The organism is Singulisphaera chitinilytica (assembly GCF_049331405.1).
In the GTDB taxonomy this organism is placed as follows: domain Bacteria; phylum Planctomycetota; class Planctomycetia; order Isosphaerales; family Isosphaeraceae; genus PoT.
The window spans coordinates 3,403,944-3,422,573 of the sequence record NZ_CP186274.1; the positions used below are offsets into that span (position 1 = coordinate 3,403,944).

An 18,630-nucleotide genomic window follows, 5' to 3' on the forward strand; every position below is an offset into this window, starting at 1 on the left:
GCGGGGTGGAACGACAGGCGACGTGCCGGCGATCTTGCGTCGGCCTCGTCAGCGCGAGGCATACATCGCCGCAATGATCTGGTCGATCGCCTGCTCCTCGTCGCTGGGAGAGACCTCCAGGATCGGCGTTCGTCCCAAGGTTGGATCACCGCCCCAGGTTCGAGAGCCTTTCGCGAACGAAAGGCGAGACCCTGGAGGCGCCACGACCCATGCGGGTTCGATCACGTCGCCACGCTTTCCCAGGAATCGCTCCCGAACCGCCTCGAAGCCGGGCTCCGACAAGGCCTCGACGCCAAAATTCGCATCGAACCAGAAACGACTCACGAGCCAGGAATCGGGCGAGACGCGCGAGGTCCAGCGGCCCTTGTGGAGCGCGAGGTACTGGCGACGGAGCTGCCTCCTCTGCGGCGTGCCCGAGCTTTGGGGACGATCCATCGCCCGTCGAGGTTTGTAGGGAGACTTGTGGTCCGAGGTCGGCGGGGGGCGATCCTCAATCTCGATCGTCCCTGGGACGACGCGAGCGAGGCTACGGGAGAGGGCATCGAGAAATCGGTCGTCAAGGTTGTGGACTGCAAAGTACGAAGGACGGCGATCCAGGTTGGCGAGGATCTCCGCGACCGTCCGGCCGGTGAGGGGGTCGACGAAGTCGCCTGCGATCTCGCTCAGGGGTTCCAGGACGAACCGGCGGAAGGAGAAGCGAGGGTGGGGGAGGGTCAGGCCGATGCTGGCGCCGCCGAAGACCCGGTTCTGGACCGGACTGGTCTCGATGATCCGATCCCCATAGAAGAGGAGGTCGAGGTCGAGGGGACGCTCTCCCCAATGAACCTTGCGGACGCGACCAGCGTCTCGCTCGATGCCGTGCAGGCGTTGGAGGAGGTCGACAGGGTCGAGCGTCGTGACGACTGAGGCCGCGGCGTTGAGGAAGGCTCCTTGACCGATCGGGCCACCGATCGGGTCCGTCTCGTGGAAGGGGCTCACGGCCTGGAGCGTAATGCCGGGCGACTCGGCCATCGCGGCGATGGCCGAGTCGAGGTGTGCCTTGCGATCGCCGAGATTACTGCCGAGAGCAATCAACGCGAGAGTGCTCAAAGGCGATCAAGCCGGGTCGGGGCCCGGCTCCTCCGGATGGCCTCGTCGAATCAGAGGGAGAGCTTGCTGATGCGGTCGATGGCCTCGAGCAGGCGGGGCGTCTCGACAGTCAGAGCCACGCGGATGTATCCGTCGGTCGTGTGGCCGAAGCCGAGGCCGGGGGTGGTGACGACGTTGGCTTCGTCGAGGAGCCGGCCGCAGAGCTCCGTGGACGTGTATCCCTTGGGGCAGGGGATCCAGACGTAGAAGGTGGCCTCGGGGGCTTTCACTTCCCAGCCAAGCTTCTTGAGGCCGGCGACGAAGGCGTCGCGCCGTTCTTTGTAGAGCGCCCGGATCGGCGGGGTCAGGGTGTCGTACTCGTCGAGGGCCGTCTTGCCGGCGAACTGGATCGCCGTGAAGATGCCCGAGTCGCAGTTCGCCTTCACCTGGCCGAGGGCCGCGATCTGGGGGGCCCCTCCGATGGCGAAGCCGACGCGCCAGCCGGTCATGTTGAATGTCTTCGAGAGGCTGTGGAACTCGATCGCGACGTCCTTGGCCCCCGGGACCTGCAGGATGCTCGGCGCCGGGTGATCGAAATACATCTCGTTGTAAGCGGCGTCTTGCGCAATCGTGAGATTATGCGTCTTGGCCAGGTTGACGACCTTCTCGAAGAAGGGGAGATCGGCGACGCCGCCCGTCGGGTTGTTCGGGTAGTTCAGGAACATCAAGCGGGCGCGGGTGAAGACGTCGGCCGGGATGGCGTCGATGTCGGGGAGGAAGCCGAGCTTCGGCTCGAGCGGCATCGTGTAGACGTCGGCACCCGCGAACATGCTGCTGGAGCGGTAGACCGGGTAGCAGGGGTCGGGGACCAGGCTGATGTCGCCGGGGTTGAGCACGGCGAGCGGGAAGTGGGCGATCCCTTCCTTCGAGCCGATCAGGGGCAGGATCTCGGAGTTCGGGTCGAGGTCAATCCCGTAGCGCGACTTGCAGAAGGTCGCGATCGACTGGCGCAGCTCGGGGGCGCCCTGGTCGAGGGCGTACTGGTGGAACGCCGGGTTCTCGACGTGCTTCTGCAGGCTGTTGATGATCGACGGCGGGGTCGGCCGATCGGGGTCGCCGACGCCCAAGTTGATGACGTCTCGGCCCGCGGCGATCGCCGCTTTTTTCTTCTTGTCGATCTCGGCGAACAGGTAGGGCGGGAGCTTCTGGAGCCGCTCAGACTTGACGAATTGCGTCGACATCGATGTTCCTGGAGAAGAAAGCGAAAAGACCCGACCGCAAACCTCGGGGATTGGCGAAGTCTTCGAGCAGTACAAGCACGCGCAAGATCGGCGAAGAAGGGCACCGCGGGACGCTAACTCGTGGAGAGTAGGAACGCGGTGCGATCATGAGAGCATGTGGGAATCGGAAGCCGGGGCGGCTCAGGCCATCGCGGCTTCGGGGATGTTGTCGTTGGAGTAGGCGTTCTGGACGTCCTCATTCTCGTCGAGCAGGTCCCGCAGCCTGAGCATGCGCTTCCCGTTCTCGAGGTCGAGGTCGACCGCATTGGTCGGGATGTAGCTCGTCTCGGCGCTCTCCACGGCGATCTTCTCGGCTTCGAACGCCTTGCGGACGGATTCGAATTCCTTGGGATCGCAGGTAACCTCGAAGTAGTCTTCGACGCGCTTGAAGTCGTCAGCTCCGGCCTCGAGGGCCACTTCCATCAACCGCTCTTCGGCGACGGTCTTCGCCTCGATCAGGAAGACCCCTTTGTAGGTGAAGAGGTAGCTGACACACCCCGTCGAGCCGAGGTTGCCGCCGCAAACTTCGAAGATCTTGCGGAGTTCGCTGGCGGTCCGGTTGCGGTTGTCGGTGAGGGCTTCGCAAAGGACTGCGACGCCGCCGGGGCCGTAACCTTCGTAGGTCACTTCCTCGTAGTTCTCGCCACCGAGTTCGCCGGTGGCCTTCTTGATGGACCGCTCGATGTTGTCCTTGGGACAGCTATAGGAGCGAGCCTTATCGATGGCGTATCGGAGCCTGAGGTTGGAGTCGGGGTCGCCACCGCCGGCGCGGGCGGCGACGAAGATGGCGCGGCAGAGCTTGCTGAAGAGCTTGCCTCGCTTCGCGTCGACGGCTCCTTTGCGGTGCGCGATATTCGCCGAATGGGAATGGCCTGCCATGTTGCTGCAATACTCCCTGCAATCCTCGGATCGATCGCGCGTCCCGGTGGTTGCGAAGGACGCACCCGCTCGCCGACTCTTCGGTCGGAGTTCTCGCCCGATCGGCGCCAAGCAAATGATTTTAGCATGCTTCCGCTCCAAGGTGGATAGCGCTTGGATGTTGCGTCTCTCCACCGTAGGTGCGGATGGCATCGAACTCTTTGCGTGAGGTTGGTGGTCAGCCGCCTCGTATCAAGTAGGTCAGGGCGAGTTGCCATCCGCCGGCTTCGCGGCGGGAGGCAGCTTGCTCAGCGACTCGAGCTTCTTGCGGATCTCCGGCAGACGCTTGTCGCTGGGGATGGCCTTCTTTGCGGCCTTCTCCGCCTCTTCCCAGGCCGCCTTCGCCTTGGCGTTCTCCTGGAGCCGGAAGTAGACGTCGCCCAGGTGCTCGTGGATCGTGGCGTCTCCGCCGCTATTCAGGCTCTTGATGGCCTTCTCCAGCGGGACGACCGCTTCCTGGAACTTGCCACGCTTGTAGAGGACCCAGCCAAGGCTATCGAGATAGGCACTCTCGTCGGGCTTTTCCTCAAGGGCCTTGCGGATCATGGACTCGGCCCGCTCGAGGTTCTTCCCCTGGTCGGCGTAGAGGTATCCCAGGTCGTTGTTCACGCCAGGGTCATCCGGCTGGACCTGGAAGAGGGTCTCGAGCTCCGATTCGCCCTTGCCGTAGTCGCCGATATTGACGTAGGCGACGGATAGGCTCGAGTGCGCGATCTGGAAGAGCTCATCGTTGTTGGGATAGCGCTGGAGCAGCTCTTTCAGGTAGCTGATCGCCTCATCGTTGCGGCCGAACTGGACCAGCAGGGAGGCATAGATTCGGTTGCAGGTCGGGTTGGCCGGGTCGTTCTTGAGGAGGCTGCGGATGGTGTCGAAACCCTCGTCCATCTTGCCCGACATCAAGAGGCTCCACCCGAGGACGATCTGTCCTTCCGCGTTCTGCGGGTCGAGCTTGAGGGCCTCTCGCAGGTATTCGATCGCCTCGCCATACTTCCCCGCGCGTCGGAGGTAATCGCCCAGCGTGATCAGGGTGCGGGGGTTCCGTTCCTCCTTGAAGCGGTCCATCATCTCCACGATCGTCGAGGAGGCCTCGTCGTACTTGTGGAGATCTTCACCCAGGCTGTGGGCGATCTCTCGGTAGATCTGCGGGGTCGGATCCTGCTTCAGGGTGAGCCTGAGGATCTTCATCAGCTTGTCGGACTTGCCCGACTCCTTGCCGATGGCCTTGAGGATGTCGACGCCGATCCGGTCGAGCCGGGGCGGGGTGTCCTCGAGCATCTTGTAGCCGGCGTCGAGGACCTCGTCCGACAGGCTCGGATCTTTGATGACGGCCTCGAGCTGCTTCTTGATCGCCTCGAATCCGCGCTGGCGGGTGAGGGCCTCGGCGAAGACCTTGAGGAGGTCCTCGAACTTCTTCCGCTTCAGGAGCGAGGCGGCGAGGGCGGAGTAGCCTTCGGGCGTCGGCTGGGCTTCGAGGAGCGACTTGTAGATCGCCTCGGCCTTATCGACCTGGCCGATCTTGTGGTAGTGGTCGGCGAGGGCGTACTGGAGCGGCACATTCTTGGAGTCGAGCCGGGCCGCTTCTTCGAGCCTCGGCGTCATGTCCTTCTCGCGATGCAGCGAGGTCAGGATCTTCTCGAGGAGTTCGAAGCCCTCGGGCCCCTGCGGCTGTCGCTTGATGTAGTGGTCGACAAGGCTCAGAGCTTCCTCATTCTTGCCGACCTGCATGTAGGTCTCGGCCAGGCTCAGGGGGAGCTGCGCGTGCTCTTCGTTGTAGACCAGGCCGCGCTGGAATGCCTTGATGGCGAGGTCATAGCGCTTGGTCTTGGCGAAGGCCTTTCCGAAGTCCAGGTAAGTCTCGGCGGGGTCATCGCCGAGGATTCGGGCCTGGTCGAGGGGCGAGAGGCGATTGGCGGACTTCTCGTCGAGGGCGTCGAGGACCTGGGCGAAGGCTTCGGCGGCTTTATCGCTCCGGTTGAGCCGATCCCAGTAGAGGCGGCCAAGTTCGTAGAGGGCGAGGAGCCTGCCGGACGAATGGGGCTCGAGGCGGGGGTTGTCGAGGACTTCCTTGAGCAGCGACTCGATCGCCGGGAAGTCCGACTTCCTCGCGTAGTGGGTGACGAGTCGGGCGATCGTGTCGGTGTCGCCAGGCTCGGTGTCGAGCACGCGTCGGGCGTATTTCAGGCCATCCTCGGTCTTGCCTCGCATGAAGCAGAGGCGGCTGAGGCGTTTGAGGATGGGGACGGAGTCGGGCTCGAGCTTCAGGCCTTCCTGGAGGAGGTCGACGGCTTCGGACCAGGCCCGCTGGTCTTCCAGGGCCCTCGCGGTGCTGAAGTCGCGGACGGCGTCGATGGTGCGCCTCTCGTCGACCGATCGAGGGTTCTTGGGGACGAAGTGCCCGGGGGCGTCCTCGCCGGGCAGGGCGTAGGTCTCGGCCTGGACCTGGGCCCGGGGCGTGTCTTGCGGCTTGGAGTTGGCCGGCTTCGCGTCGGCGGGAGGTTCGGCCCAGGTTGAAGCGGGGAGGAGTGCGATCCCGATCGTCCAGGCCAGTGCAAGAACCCTCGGATGAAGCAACCCGACCATGAGTGCGTCTCCACGGCGACACGCCGGACATTGACGTTGGGCGATAGCCCGGTCCACGCAATCTACCAACCCTCGACCGTCCCACTCTCCCGTGGAACCGGCCTCGGCTGGGAAAAAAGCTAAGACCAGATTATCACGAAGCGAATTCGCGTGCCAAGGTCGTCGCCCTTGACCCGCGCGTGACTCAATGTCGAAGCAGGAGAGTGCTACTCAAGTCTTTGCGGCCGATCCGGGGCCTCCCCGAGCGCCGAAGCCTCGAGCTTCAGGGGAGGTCTTCCGGCCTCGGCGTGGAGAGGCTCTCGATCACTTCGTCCCGCTCGATTTCCCCTTGGCCGTCTTCTGAGGGGCTGCGGCGGGGGCGGGTGCAGGGGGGGCGTCCTTCGCGGGCTTGGCGACCGCGGTGGGAGCCTTCGCGCCGACCTTGGGTTCCTTCGGCGCCTTCTCCTTGGACGTCTTGGCGCTCGAGGCCTTCGCCGTCTCGCCCACTTCCTTCTGGCCGAGGCCCGTGGGGCACATCTTCACGAGCTCGCAACGAGGGCAATCGGGCACCCCTTCGATGCAGGTGTCGCCCGCGAGGTCTTCGAATAGCTCGAGGAATTCGCCCGCACGATTCTTGGGGATGGCGCGTTCGAGGGTCCCGCGCAGGGTCGGCAGGTCGACCTCGGCTTCGGCGATCCCGAGCCGTTCCAGGACGCGACGCAGGGACGAGTCGAGAGGAAGGGCATGGCCGCCGAGCGCGTACTGGACGACGGCCGCCAGGACGTAGTCTGACGCCAGCAGGAGTTCGTATTCCTGGAGCAGCTTCATCGACTCCTTGAGGGGCTTCTTCGCGAGCGCCTCGAGGGTGAAGCCGTAGGTCTTCTCGAAGAGCTGGCGGAGGAAGCGACGGAGGCGATAGGCCCGGTCTTCGGCGTTGGGGAGGCCGGCCAGGACCCCCTGGATTTCCTCGAGCGAGCTGACGCGGACTTCGTTCCAGTCGAAGAAGTCTTCCTTGAATCGCGTCAGGGCCTTGTTCGCCTGCTCCCGAGTGCCATCCTCGTGGCAGATCCCGAAAATCACCGCCTCAAGGACCGTCAACTTCGGCGTGGCGCGCTCGGGCTTCTGCTTGTAGCGCTTCTTGAGCTGCGCCAGGACGTCGTTGAGGAATTGCGCTTTGCTTTGTGTGGCCATGGGTGTGCGGATTCGGGTCGGGAGTATGTATGAAAACAAGCCGGACGTCAGTGTGGACCCGCGCCCGGCGATGATGATGTTGGGCTTAGATGTCGGAGCCGGGCCTTGAGGAGGAGGGGTCGTCGGCGTCGATCAGGTCGGATTCATCGTCGTCGGAATCCGCGGCCTCGTCATCGACCTCGGCGTTGGCGTCAGCGTCGGCCTGGCGATCAGCGGCCATCACCGAGTCGATCAGCTTGGAGATCTCGACCGACTTCTTGATGCTCTCGTCTTTCTTGAAACCCAGGATCGGCGTGAAGCGGGTCTGCAGCCGCGCGGCGACGCGGGACTGGAGGAAGCCACAGGCGGAGCGGAGGCCGGCCATCGTCCGATCCTGGTCGGCCTTCGAGCCCATGATCGAGACGAAAACAGTGGCGTTGCGCAGGTCGCTGGCGAGCTCGACCTTCAAGACCGTGACCGAGTGGACCCTCGGGTCGGACAGTTCGAAGAGAATCGCGGAGGCGACCACCTCGCGGATAGCCTCGGCCAAGCGCAAGTTGCGATGCGAGGACATGGGGGCTTAGACCTCCGAGATGGCATGACTCAGGAGCTCCGCCCCTGGGTACACGGCCAAGGCTTCGGTGATGCGCTCCAGGATTTCGAAAACCTCGCGACGGCCGCTCCCGGCCGCGGCGAAGAGGAAGGAGATCCCCGACGGCTCGCCATCCATGTCGGTGGCGGCGACCGAGATGTTGAAGTGTTTACGGAGCTTGGTCATGATCGTCTGCATCCTTCGGCGCTTCTCTCGTGCGGAATGGCAGCCACCGATCCGCAGATCCAGGCGGAGGGTTGCCACGGTCATGACGGCTCGCTCGTTCTCGATGTCGATTCGGGTTTGTCGGCCGATGAGCCCGGCGGCGCACGGCGCCATCCGGGGTTCCCCGGATGGCGCCGGCCACCGCCAGGTTTCAGGCCAGGATCAGAGCGTACGGCGGATGACGTCGATCCGGTAGGCTTCGATCACGTCGTCGGTCTTCAAGTCATCGAAATTGGTGATCTTGATACCGCACTCGAACCCTTCGCGGACTTCCTTGACGTCGTCCTTGAACCGCTTGAGGGCCTCGATGCCACCCTTGTAGATCTCGCGGCCTTCGCGGATCAGGCGGGCCTTCGCCGATCGCTCGAACGTGCCCTGGGTCACGAAGCAGCCCGCGACGGTGCCGATCTTCGAGATCTTGAAGGTCTGCCGCACAACCGCTCGGCCGAGGTGGACCTCCTTGATCTCGGGGACGAGCATACCCTCGACGGCCTTCTTGATCTCGTCCGTCACCTGGTAGATGATGTCGTATCGACGGATGTCGATCTTCTTCTCATCGGCCATGGTGATGGCGCGGTCTTCGGGGGCGACCCGGAAGCCGATGACGATGGCCTGCGAGGCGTCCGCCAGAAGGATGTCGCTCTCGGTGATGCCGCCCACGCCCTTGAGCAGGACCCGGATCGGCACCTCGGTGTTCTCGAGCTTCTCGAGCTCCTTGATGAGTGCCTCGAGCGACCCCTGGACGTCGGTCTTGAGGATCAAGTTGAGGTTCTTGACCTTCTGCTCGGCCATCTTGCTGTAGAGGTTCTCGAGCGTGACCGCCTGGCGTTCGCCCAGGGCGACGCCTCGGGTCCGGAGCCGACGCGACTCGGCGATCTCGCGGGCTCGCGAGATGTCGTCGACCACGCCGAACTTCTCGCCGGCGGTCGGCACCGCGTCGAGGCCCGAGACCTCGACCGGGGTCGAGGGGCCGGCCTCGGTGACGGAGCGCCCCTTGTCGTCGAAGAGGGCCCGGACGCGGCCGAAGCCATCGCCGCAGACCATCACGTCGCCGACGCGGAGGGTGCCGTCCTGGACGAGCACGGTGGCCACGACGCCCCGGCCTTCCGAGATCGACGCTTCCAGGCAAGTGCCCGTCGCCGGACGCTTGGGATCCGCCTTGAGCTCGCAGCGGAGCTCGGCGACGATCCCGAGCATTTCGAGCAACTCGGGGATGCCCTGGCCGGTGATCGCCGAGGTCTTGATGACCGGCGTATCGCCGCCGTATTCCTCGGGAGCAAGATCCTGCTGCGAGAGCTCGCCGTAGATCTTGTTGAGGTTCACGTTCGGCAGGTCGATCTTGTTCAGGGCGATGACGATGGGGACGTCGGCCGCCTTCGCGTGGGCGATCGCCTCCTGGGTCTGCGGCATGACGCCGTCGTCGGCGGCCACGACGAGGACCACGATGTCGGTGACATTCGCACCTCGGGCACGCATGGCGGTGAACGCCTCGTGGCCGGGGGTATCGACGAACGTGATGAGCTTGCCATCATGCTCGACCTGATACGCACCGATGTGCTGCGTGATGCCGCCGCTCTCGGACGAGACGACGTTCGACTTGCGGATGCGGTCGAGCAGCGACGTCTTGCCGTGGTCGACGTGGCCGAGGATCGTGATGACCGGCGGCCTGGCGACCTGGTCGCCAGGATCCGACTCGTCATCGATGAACTTGAGGAGGTCATCTTCGGCGGTTTGCTCGTAGACGACCTCAAGCTCGACGCCGAACTCGAGGGCGAGCATCGTGGCCATTTCCTCATCAAGCGTCGCGTTGATGTTCACGAGCTGTCCGAGGCTCGTCATCATGCGCTTGATCAGGTCCTGGGCCCGGATCCCGGTCACTTCGGAGAGGCTCCGGACTGTGATCGGCAGCTCGATCTCGACGTGAGACTTGCGAGCCTGGAGGGCGTTGCCGCGGGCGCCTCCCTTGTGGTGGCCCTTGCGACCCCCACGAGAACGACGAGCCTCTTCCTCCGACTCATTCATGAGCGCGGAGGCGGGCATCGGCGAGGAGACGCGACGCTCGGTCGCCCGCTCGGTGCGCTTGGCACGGCGGCCGGCGCGATCGGCCGGGGTCCCCAGTCGGGAGCCGGGGCCGCTGCCCTTGCCCTTGCGATCATCCTCCTCCTCGACCGGGGGCGCCGGGGGCGCAACCGGGGCGGGGGCCTGATTCAGACCCGGGCGTCTGATGCCCTGAGGGCCGGTGCCCATGCCGGGACGAGGCGGCATCGTGCCGGGGCCACCGGGGCCGCCGGGACGGTGCTGTTGCGGACGACCGGGGCCGGCACCAGGACGCTGCTGGGTGGACGCCGGCGGCGTCGTGCCGAGCTGGCCCGACTTCCGCATCGCGATCAACTCATCGGGAGTGTATCGCTTCTCGGGGCGTTGGGTTTTGACCTCGGGACCGCTGCTGCTGGGGCCTCCGCCGCCGGGGCGGACGTTGGTCGGCCGGCGGATCTGGCCCGTCGGTCCCGAGTTCGTGGCCACGGGGGGCAGGGGCCTGCGGGCTCCGCCACCGGGCAGCGGCTCGCGACGATTCCCCTCGTTCGGCCCGCCGCCTTGCGTATCCTCGTCGGACCGACGCTGGGAGATGTTCGGGGGAGGTCCTTGCCGCGGATGGGCCTGACGAATCCCCGCCGGGGAGACGTAGTCGCTCCGCTTCAGCGGGGGCGGGGTGCTCGGATTCGGGCGATAATCGACCGGGGCCTGCTGGGGGTTGGCCGGTCGGACGGGGGCATTCGCGTTGCCACCGACGTTGCCGCCACCGCCACCACCAGGGCTACCGGGACCACCGGTCCCGCGATGCGGGGTGTGCCCGGAGAGGGGGCCGCCGGATCGGGGTGGCGAGGTGAGTCCGCCAGGCCTTGCCACGGGCGGGTTGCCGCCGCTGAGCTGGGCACCGTGGGCGGGAGCCGGGGCCGAGGAGCGTGCGGGCCCATGACCATGAGAGGGAGACGTCGCCGCCGGCGCGGGAGGACGCGCGGCGCCTTGCGGGGCCTGGGCCGGTTGGACGGGGGGCCGGGCGGGGGATTGGCACCCACCTGGGGGGCCTGGGCCGCGGGGGCCGTCGCTGCGGGGGCCGTGGGACGTTCGGGGGCGACCGTCGAGGCCGGAGCACTCGCACTCGGGCCCGAAGCCGGGCGTTCGTGTGTCACCGTCGAGGCAGGGGTGCCCAGGGTGGTCGGGCGTTCGGGGGCGACCGACGAGGCCGGGCCACTCGAGGCCGGGCGGGTCGCCGTTGAAGCTGTCGCGCTGATGGCGGGCGTCTCCGGAGGTCTTGGTCGGGACGAAGGAGGGGCTGTCGGGGTCGGGGATGACTGCTCGCGAGGGGGCCCGGCCGGCGGTGCCGATGCCGACTGACCATGCATCAATTGCCTGATCCGGTCGACCGTCACAGGGTCTAGGCTCGCCAGGGCGCTGACTTTGACGTCAAGCCCCCAACGCTGAATTCGGTCGAGAAGCTCCTGGCTCTTTAGACCCAGTTCTTTCGCCAACTCGTGGACACGCGTGGACAACGGCAACTCCTCCTGGGTGGGGCCACGGCCCGGACCACTTGTCCGGGCCAGCCCGATCGATCAAGGGTAAATACCTTGCCGACCGGTCGCCCAACACCCCAGGGGCCCTTTTGCTCAAGGGGGTAGTTCGACGCAGTCGGACCGCGGTGGCAGGCCCATGCGGGGCCTCATGGCTGGTGCATATCCGATTCACTTTCCTCGACGTCGTCCGCCGAGATGGGTTTTGTAGGGGGCTCCGGGTCTACGCTCCCCGCGCCAGCCTCGATCTCCTGAGGCGAATCTCCCGATTCTACCGCTTCCGTCACGATCCGCAATGTTTCGTCCTGATCCTCGTTACTCGGGACCGACGTCACCTCGGGATCTCGTTCCTCATCCAGCGGTTCTTCGGCGAGAGCTAGATCGCGGATCTCATCCGACTCTTCCGAGTCTGTCAAGTCCGCCTCTTCGTCAATGGCCTCAGATCCCGCACCTTCCTGCTCCCCCGCCTCCTCGAATTCGGCCGAGGCCGGGGCCGCACTCCCAAACAAATCATCCAGGGTGGGCCGGGCACTCCGCGCCCCCCTTGCCTCGGTCCCATCTCCGCCCGCCGACGCCTCTTCGGTCGTCGCGTCGGCCGAAGCCGCCGGCGCCGGGGGTCGGGCCCCCTTCCGCCTCGGCATCTCGTCCGCCTGCTCTTCGGCCAGGGTCTCGGCGCGGCCGACGATCTCCACAGCTAGTTCTTCGGTGAGACCCTCGATCGTGTTCACCAGGTCGGAGATTTCCATGACCGAGAGGTCGTCATAGCTAAGTATGCCTTGCTCGACAAGCTTCTCGGCGAGATCCGTGTCGACCCCTTCGATTTTCGTGAAGGCGCCCACGGCCTTTTCGATGAGTTCGTCGAGCTCCTCGCTGGTCATGATCTCGATGTCCCACCCGACCAGCTTCGAGGCCAGCCGGACGTTCTGCCCTCGGCGGCCGATGGCCAGCGAGAGTTGGTCCTCGCGGACGAGCACGATGGCCCGACCGAGGAGCTGGCAGAGCATGACCTCGTCGATCTCGGCCGGCTGCAGGGCGTTCGGGATCAGGACTTGGAGCGACTCGTTCCAGCGGACGATGTCGATGCGCTCGCCGCCGAGCTCGTCGACGATGTTCTTGATACGCGTCCCGCGCACGCCGACACAGGCCCCGACCGCGTCGACCTTGGAGTCGATCGAGGTTACGGCCACCTTCGAGCGATATCCGGCCTCGCGAGCCAGGGCCCGGATCGAGATGATCTGGTCGGCGATTTCGGGGATTTCGAGCTCGAAGAGGCGTCGGACGAAGTCGGGATGGGTGCGGCTGAGGATGATCTTGACGCGTTGCCCGACCTTGCGGACGTCGAGGATCACCGCGCGGATGCGTTCGTTCGGGTGATGGCTCTCGCCCGGGATCTGCTCGCTACGGGGAAGGAGGGCGTCCGTCTTGCCGAGGTTGACGGTGACGGCACCACCTTCAAAGCGCTGGACGGTCCCCGTGATGAGGTCGCCTCGCTGATCCTCGAATTCGTCGAAGAGGCTATCTCGCTCGGCCTCGCGGATCTTCTGGATGATGACTTGCTTGGCGGTCTGGGCCGCGATCCGGCCGAGCTCGGCGGGGTCCATCTTGACCCCGTCCTTGGTCGCCTGGATATCGCAATTGTCGGGGTCGATATGGACGATAATCTCGGAGGCTTCGGGATAGTGCTTCTTGGCCGCCGTCGCGAGCGCCGACTGAATCCCCTCGATAAGAGTATCTTTGGCGATATTCTTTTCGCGATGAATACTGTCGATGATGCGAACCAGATCGACGCTCATGGAAATCCTCCGAGGCGCAGATGAGCCGGGAATAATCGAACGCTGAGGTTGACCAAAAACCACGCCTTTTTGGAGGCGTGGTTCGTGTTAAAACCTCAGCGGGCCGACCCTGGGCCACGCCTCCTTGGACGTCTGCGACGGTTGCCCGCGAAGGCCGCGGGTCAGGTCGCAAGACGTAGACCGGCGCGGAAGTTCCATCCGCGTACGGTGCCGGGCTTTACTTTAACAAGCGGTTGACAGGAGTGTCAAGCGTCCCAACAATTGCGTGTGCGACTCTTGAGGGTGAGGGACGTTTGATGAGTTCCGACTTCCATCACGAAGACGTGAGGCAGGCCCTCGAGGCCGGCGGATGGCGTTGCACACCCCAACGGCTGGCCGTCTATCAGTACCTCAGCCAGACCGACGACCACCCGACGGCGGAAGAGGTCTTCCAGGGGGTCCGCTTCGACGTGCCCAGGATCAGCCTCGCGACCATCTACAAGGCTCTCGAGGCCCTCGTCGAGTGCGGTATCGCCACGAAGCTCACCGAGGGGGATGGCTCGGCCAGGTACGACGCCCGGAGCGAGCAACATTATCACCTGCGCTGCCTCAAGTCGGGTAGAGTTCGCGACTTGCCGACCACTTTCGACCCAGGCCTGATCGACCGACTGGACCCCAAACTCACGAGCGAGCTGCGCGATCAGGGGTTCCACGTCACCGGATACCGACTCGAGCTCGTCGGCTTTTTCGATCAGGAAGATGCGTCGATGTCGGGGGCCGAGGGATCTGCCGAACGATGAATCTCGATCTCGAACGCAACGCGTCCTCCTGGCTCATCGACACCCACGCACATCTCGATGACACCCGCCTCAAGTCCGACCTCGACGGCGTGCTCTCTCGCGCCCGGGCCGCGGGAGTCGGCCAGGTTGTCGTGATCGCCACGTCCGCCGACGACAGCGAATCGATCGTCGAACTGGTCGGACCGCGTCCGGGACTCTTCGCCGCGGTTGGCATCCATCCCAACGATCTGACTCAGTGCCGCGAGGGGGACTGGGAGCGTATCAAGGCGCTGACCAAACGCGAGAAGGTCGTGGCGCTCGGCGAGACGGGCCTCGACCGCTTTCGCGACGACACCCCGTTCGCCATGCAGATTGAGTGGTTCCACCGCCATCTCGACCTGGCGAAGGAACGCGACCTCCCCGTCGTCATTCACTGCCGGAACAGCGAGGACGACATCCTCGGATGCCTCGAACAGCTCGGCAGGCCCGTGCGAGGAATCCTCCACTCGTTCACGGGGACCTGGGAACACGCCGCCCGCTTCCTTGATGTGGGGCTCCATATCTCGTTCGCGGGGATGGTGACCTTCGAGAACAAGTCGCTCGATCCCCTCCGCGACGTCAGCGTGCGGGTCCCGGATGACCGTATCCTGGTTGAGACGGATAGCCCTTATTTAAGCCCACATCCGTTTCGGGGTCGGACGAACGAGCCCCAGCGCGTCGCGACGACGGCGGCCCTTCTCGCGTCACTTCGCGGGATCGGCGTCGCGGAATTCGCGGCAATGACGACGAACAACGCACGAAGGCTCTTTCGTATACCCGACGACGACCTGATTTAAATCTCATTTCCGATCAATCGTGGGGAGGGATACCCATCGTGTTTTACCTGGAACGCACATTTGGGAAAGATTCACAGAGACCCTGCCAATTATCGGGTATAGTCTTTGCAGGTAAACCTCGTGCGGCTTGGGGGTTCTGCGGGTGGCACGGCCGATGCCGATTCTCGGGGCTGTGACAGCGATTCGAACCTTTCTCCGGGCGGTGAGTCCTAGTCTGCCGACAGTTCGGCCATAAAATTCGGCACGAAGCCAGTAGAGTAGAGCGGAGGTCATGACGATGAGCGATTGGGCCCCTATCAAAGCCCTCCTGGTGCTGGGTCCCATTGCGGGACTCCTGTGCCTTGGCCTGATTATCACGCTGCGGAGCGGCGTGAAGAGTCTGTCGACCCACCAGGGCGTGGAACGTCTCCTGGGCAACCTCTCGCAGGTCCTCCTGCGTGTGGTGGGCTATCTCGTCGGGATTATCGCCCTGCAGCGGATCATCGGCGTCCCCATCGGGGGCTCCTGGTAACAGCCGCAGGACGCGACGGGGTCTCCGGGAATTCTCCCGCGCATGACCCATCGACTTCCCGGACGGGAGCCCTCGGGATCGCGGTTGCACTGTGATCCTGGGTTGACACGAGATCGCGAGAGGCAGCCCCTCCACGCCAGGGGAGGCATCCTCCTGAGTGTGCCTCGACGCTGGGATCAGACGCCGCGGGCGGCCGGATCCCAGAGGATCTTGTGCTGCTGGAGCTGGAGGCGGATCGGTAGCTTCGTTTCCAGGATCCAGGCGGCGAGGTCGGTCGGATTGAGCCGACCATGCACGGGACCGAAGAGGATCGGGCAACACGCAAGTAGGGCATGGTCCTTCACTTGCTGCACGGCCCAGTCGAAATCGGTCCGGTCGCAGATGACGAATTTCACCTCATCGATGGGCTTGAGACGCTCGACGTTGCTCCAGAGGTTGGCTTCCACCTCGCCGGAGTTCGGCGTCTTCAGGTCGAGAATGATGCGCACTCTGGGGTCGACGGGGCCGATATCCACGGCGCCACTCGTCTCGAGCAGGACGATGCGTCCTTCGTCCGCGAGGCGCTTCATCAAGGGGAGCACCTCGGGCTGGAGCAGCGGTTCTCCCCCCGTCACCTCAACGAGCTGGTCCCCGAGTTCGAGGACACGCGCGACCACGTCGTCGATCGCGAGGGGCTCCCCATGCGCGAAGGCATGGGGAGTGTCGCAGTATCGACAACGGAGGTGGCACGCCGTCAGCCTGACGAAGATGCAAGGCAGTCCGGCGTATGTCGACTCTCCCTGGATGCTCCGGTAGATCTCATGGATCATGAGCGTCCCTGACGGCTTCCCTTCCAGCGGCCGGAGACGGCGACGGAGGAGATCCGGGTCAACCACCCCTAGTTCGAGGCCGCCGGCGATGGGCTGAGGAACAGATTCTTCGGCGGAACGCAGGGGGACCATCGTGTATCCGGCGGGCAAAGGGGGAATCCAATCGAATTAAGGGCGTCGACACTTCGGCTCAGTGCTTCTCGGCCTTGACGGGAGGGACGAGCCGGTTCACGCGGGCGACCTCATCCTTCAAGAATGCCACATCCAGGAACGGGTCGGCCGAGATCCTCTGGAATCGCACCGCGCCCTGGGCGTCGATCAGGAACGTGCCGTGGAGCGGTGAGGACTCGAAGTCGTCGAACGCCCGATAGCTGCGGAAGATGTCCAGCTTGGGATCGGCCAGGAGCGGCATCGGGAATTTGACGCCATCTTGATTCTCCTTCAAAGCCTTCGTCGCTTCCAGGTCGTCGGTGCTGATCGCGACCAATTCGGTGTCGAGTTTCGCGAACTCGGCCATCTCCTTGCCGAACTCCTGGAGCTGCTGCATGCAGTGGGGGCACTTCCCGCCGAGGTAGAACAAGACGAGCACGTTCTTGCCCCTGGCCTTGGCGAGGCTCCAGGGCTTGCCGGTCGTGTTGTTCGCCGTGAAGTCGGGCGCGACGGACGGGGTCCAGGTGAGCGAACCCAGCGGGGCGAGCGGCGGCTTCTCGGGAGACGACTCGGCGTTCGGACTCGCAGTCGGTGCGATCCAGTTCGCTTCCTTCCAGCCGGCCAGGATCGGGCGGAGGCGGACGAGGACCGGCAGGTCCTGATCGGCCGTCTTGAGGAAGGGGACGAGCTTGGCGTAGGCCTCCTGTGCTCCCTTTTCATTCCCGGCGGCGTGCAGGACTTCAACCTGGGCGGCTAGTGGTGCGAACTGGTTTTCCTGGCTCTCGACGGCCTTCTTGGCAGTGCTCTCGGCGAATCCGAAGTTCCTGGCGACGATGTGGGCACGGGCCAGGGCCTCCGGCCGCATCGAGGTGGCCTTGGCGAAACGCTCGAAGGCCTCGGAGATCTCCCCCTTGGCCAGGTGCTGATAGCCTTCAAGCTCGCAGAGGGCCGAGCGGGTCATCGGGTTCGCCTGGTCGTAGGGGAAGGCGATGGGCTTGTTGCCGCCGTCATTCTTCCGGCCGGATTTGGCTTCCTCGGCCATCAAGTTCCTGAGGGCGTCCACTTGCTCCTCGAGCTTCGCCGAGTCTCCCTTGGCGGCATAGGCGAGCCCCAGGCTATAGGCCCGCTCGCGGCGTTCGAGCTGGTTGTCCGACCAGTCGAGGAGGCCGGAGTTGGCGACGGCGAGCAGGTCATCCCAGAGTTCGTAACGGGCGAGGATCTCGCTCCAGCGCGTCCGACCGCTGCGCTGGGCGGAGCCGCCGTCGTTCTTGCCGTTCTTCTCGGGGTCGCGGGGCTGTTCGACGAGGTTCCTGGCGACCTCGATGGCCTGGCGCACCCGGCCGATGTTGCTCAGGCTCGTCGCCAGCCACTGGTTGTTATGTGCGTAGTTATGGATCTCGAACGGCATGGTGCGGTTCTTGAGCATCGCCGCGTGGTCGACCCGGGCCGAGCCTTCCTGCTGATAGGCGGCGTCGGCGTATCGCTTCAGGCCGGTGTACGTGTGGCCTGGCATATGCCAGGCGTGGGCGATGCCGGGGGCGGTGCCGGCGTAGAGGCCCGCCGACTTCTCCGCGCGGATCGGCTTCACTCCATCCCAGAGGTGGATCCGATAGTGATGAGCCCCGGGATGCGACGGCTCGGCCTGGAGGATCGATTCGAGGACGAGGTCGACCGCCTGGCGACTGCCGATGCCGTCGGAACCGGCGTTCTGCCAGGTCACCATGGCCATCCAGGCCCGCGCATCGAGGTCGTCGGGGTATTCCTGGACGAGCGTCTCGAGCGCGAGGAGGTGCGACTTCTTGCGCTGCTTCTCGTCGACCCCTTGGGCGTAGAGGGCGCTGAGGGCGTCGAGGTAGAGCTTTTCCCTTGCGGAGACCTTGGAGTCTCGCTTCCTGGCTTCGGCGAGGAAGCCACGGGCCCGCTTCTCGTTGTTCACGTTGGCCATCGCCATGCCCCAGTAGGCCATGGCGAGCTCGGGGTCGAGCTTCGCGGCCTGCCGGAACGAGCGTTCGGCCTCGAGGTAGTAGTACGAATGGAGCTGGCCGACCCCTTGCTCAATGAACGCCTGGGCCTCGGGGTTGGAGGTCGTCACCGGGAAATGGACCTTGCCCATGCCGGGGACGATCGTCGCGAGCTGGCGGGGGCCGTCGTTGAACGCTTCCCCGTGGATCGAATGCCCGGCGGCGGGGACGGCGGGGTTGGACTCGCTCGCGGAGGCCGTCGGCTTGGTCGGCTCATCGCCAAACGTAACGATCGGGCTCGACGCTGAGAGGGTCAGTACGAAGACCCTGAACGGTTGCCATTTCATCATCCGCCACTCCGCTGTTCCTGGCTGTCGCTCTCCCGGAAGAGCGACATTCTCACCGATTCTGTTCGAAATTGCGAGTCATCC

At 64.9% G+C, this 18,630-nt stretch carries 15 protein-coding genes; 4 read left to right on the forward strand and 11 right to left on the reverse strand.

The window, feature by feature from the left end; translation table 11 throughout:
* Positions 1 to 48: 48 nt before the first annotated feature.
* From folK to infB, 8 genes are all read right to left on the reverse strand, one after another.
* Positions 49 to 1,074, reverse strand: coding sequence for a 2-amino-4-hydroxy-6-hydroxymethyldihydropteridine diphosphokinase (gene folK / locus ACOYYX_RS13825; RefSeq protein ID WP_422930484.1), 1,026 nt, complete (start codon positions 1,072 to 1,074; stop codon positions 49 to 51).
* A 65-nt stretch (positions 1,075 to 1,139) separates the two neighbouring features.
* The gene (locus ACOYYX_RS13830; RefSeq protein ID WP_422930485.1) at positions 1,140 to 2,309 is read right to left on the reverse strand and encodes an LL-diaminopimelate aminotransferase; all 1,170 of its coding nucleotides are present in this window, start codon (positions 2,307 to 2,309) and stop codon (positions 1,140 to 1,142) included.
* Between the two features lie 180 nt (positions 2,310 to 2,489).
* Positions 2,490 to 3,227, reverse strand: a complete 738-nt coding sequence (locus tag ACOYYX_RS13835) for a YebC/PmpR family DNA-binding transcriptional regulator (RefSeq protein ID WP_422930486.1) — start codon at positions 3,225 to 3,227, stop codon at positions 2,490 to 2,492.
* 240 nt (positions 3,228 to 3,467) lie between these two features.
* Entirely contained in the window at positions 3,468 to 5,846 is a 2,379-nt protein-coding gene (locus tag ACOYYX_RS13840; RefSeq protein ID WP_422930487.1) for a tetratricopeptide repeat protein, read from the reverse strand.
* 303 nt (positions 5,847 to 6,149) lie between these two features.
* Complete coding sequence (locus tag ACOYYX_RS13845; RefSeq protein ID WP_422930488.1) at positions 6,150 to 7,016, reverse strand: endonuclease III domain-containing protein; 867 nt, start codon at positions 7,014 to 7,016, stop codon at positions 6,150 to 6,152.
* An 85-nt stretch (positions 7,017 to 7,101) separates the two neighbouring features.
* The gene (gene rbfA, locus ACOYYX_RS13850; RefSeq protein WP_422930489.1) at positions 7,102 to 7,569 is read right to left on the reverse strand and encodes a 30S ribosome-binding factor RbfA; all 468 of its coding nucleotides are present in this window, start codon (positions 7,567 to 7,569) and stop codon (positions 7,102 to 7,104) included.
* 6 nt (positions 7,570 to 7,575) lie between these two features.
* Positions 7,576 to 7,857 carry a DUF503 domain-containing protein gene (locus tag ACOYYX_RS13855; RefSeq protein WP_422930490.1) on the reverse strand — a complete coding sequence of 94 codons (282 nt, stop codon included), beginning with the start codon at positions 7,855 to 7,857 and terminating at the stop codon, positions 7,576 to 7,578.
* Between the two features lie 117 nt (positions 7,858 to 7,974).
* On the reverse strand, positions 7,975 to 10,719 hold the full coding sequence (gene infB / locus ACOYYX_RS13860; protein ID WP_422930491.1) for a translation initiation factor IF-2: 2,745 nt from the start codon (positions 10,717 to 10,719) through the stop codon (positions 7,975 to 7,977).
* Positions 10,720 to 10,785: 66 nt separating this feature from the next.
* Here infB and ACOYYX_RS13865 point away from each other — a divergent pair, with 66 nt between their 5' ends.
* Positions 10,786 to 11,208, forward strand: coding sequence for a hypothetical protein (locus tag ACOYYX_RS13865; RefSeq protein ID WP_422930492.1), 423 nt, complete (start codon positions 10,786 to 10,788; stop codon positions 11,206 to 11,208).
* Between the two features lie 322 nt (positions 11,209 to 11,530).
* On the opposite strand, the gene nusA is transcribed toward ACOYYX_RS13865, so the two are convergent.
* Complete coding sequence (gene nusA / locus ACOYYX_RS13870) at positions 11,531 to 13,174, reverse strand: transcription termination factor NusA (protein WP_422930493.1); 1,644 nt, start codon at positions 13,172 to 13,174, stop codon at positions 11,531 to 11,533.
* A gap of 296 nt (positions 13,175 to 13,470) precedes the next feature.
* Between nusA and ACOYYX_RS13875 the strand changes: the two genes are divergently transcribed.
* The 3 genes from ACOYYX_RS13875 (at position 13,471) to ACOYYX_RS13885 (ending at position 15,279) form a co-directional block, all read left to right on the forward strand.
* The gene (locus tag ACOYYX_RS13875) at positions 13,471 to 13,953 is read left to right on the forward strand and encodes a Fur family transcriptional regulator (RefSeq protein ID WP_422930494.1); all 483 of its coding nucleotides are present in this window, start codon (positions 13,471 to 13,473) and stop codon (positions 13,951 to 13,953) included.
* A complete protein-coding gene (locus ACOYYX_RS13880; RefSeq protein WP_422930495.1) occupies positions 13,950 to 14,768 on the forward strand; it encodes a TatD family hydrolase in 819 nt (272 codons plus the stop codon). The genes ACOYYX_RS13875 and ACOYYX_RS13880 overlap by 4 nt, the downstream gene beginning before the upstream one ends.
* Before the next feature lie 277 nt (positions 14,769 to 15,045).
* Positions 15,046 to 15,279, forward strand: coding sequence for a hypothetical protein (locus ACOYYX_RS13885; protein WP_422930496.1), 234 nt, complete (start codon positions 15,046 to 15,048; stop codon positions 15,277 to 15,279).
* 176 nt (positions 15,280 to 15,455) lie between these two features.
* Here the strand turns inward: ACOYYX_RS13885 and ACOYYX_RS13890 are convergent, their stop codons facing one another.
* Both ACOYYX_RS13890 and ACOYYX_RS13895 read right to left on the reverse strand, forming a co-directional pair.
* A complete protein-coding gene (locus tag ACOYYX_RS13890) occupies positions 15,456 to 16,088 on the reverse strand; it encodes a radical SAM protein (protein WP_422930497.1) in 633 nt (210 codons plus the stop codon).
* Positions 16,089 to 16,278: 190 nt separating this feature from the next.
* The gene (locus ACOYYX_RS13895; protein WP_422930498.1) at positions 16,279 to 18,549 is read right to left on the reverse strand and encodes a redoxin domain-containing protein; all 2,271 of its coding nucleotides are present in this window, start codon (positions 18,547 to 18,549) and stop codon (positions 16,279 to 16,281) included.
* Positions 18,550 to 18,630: the final 81 nt, after the last annotated feature.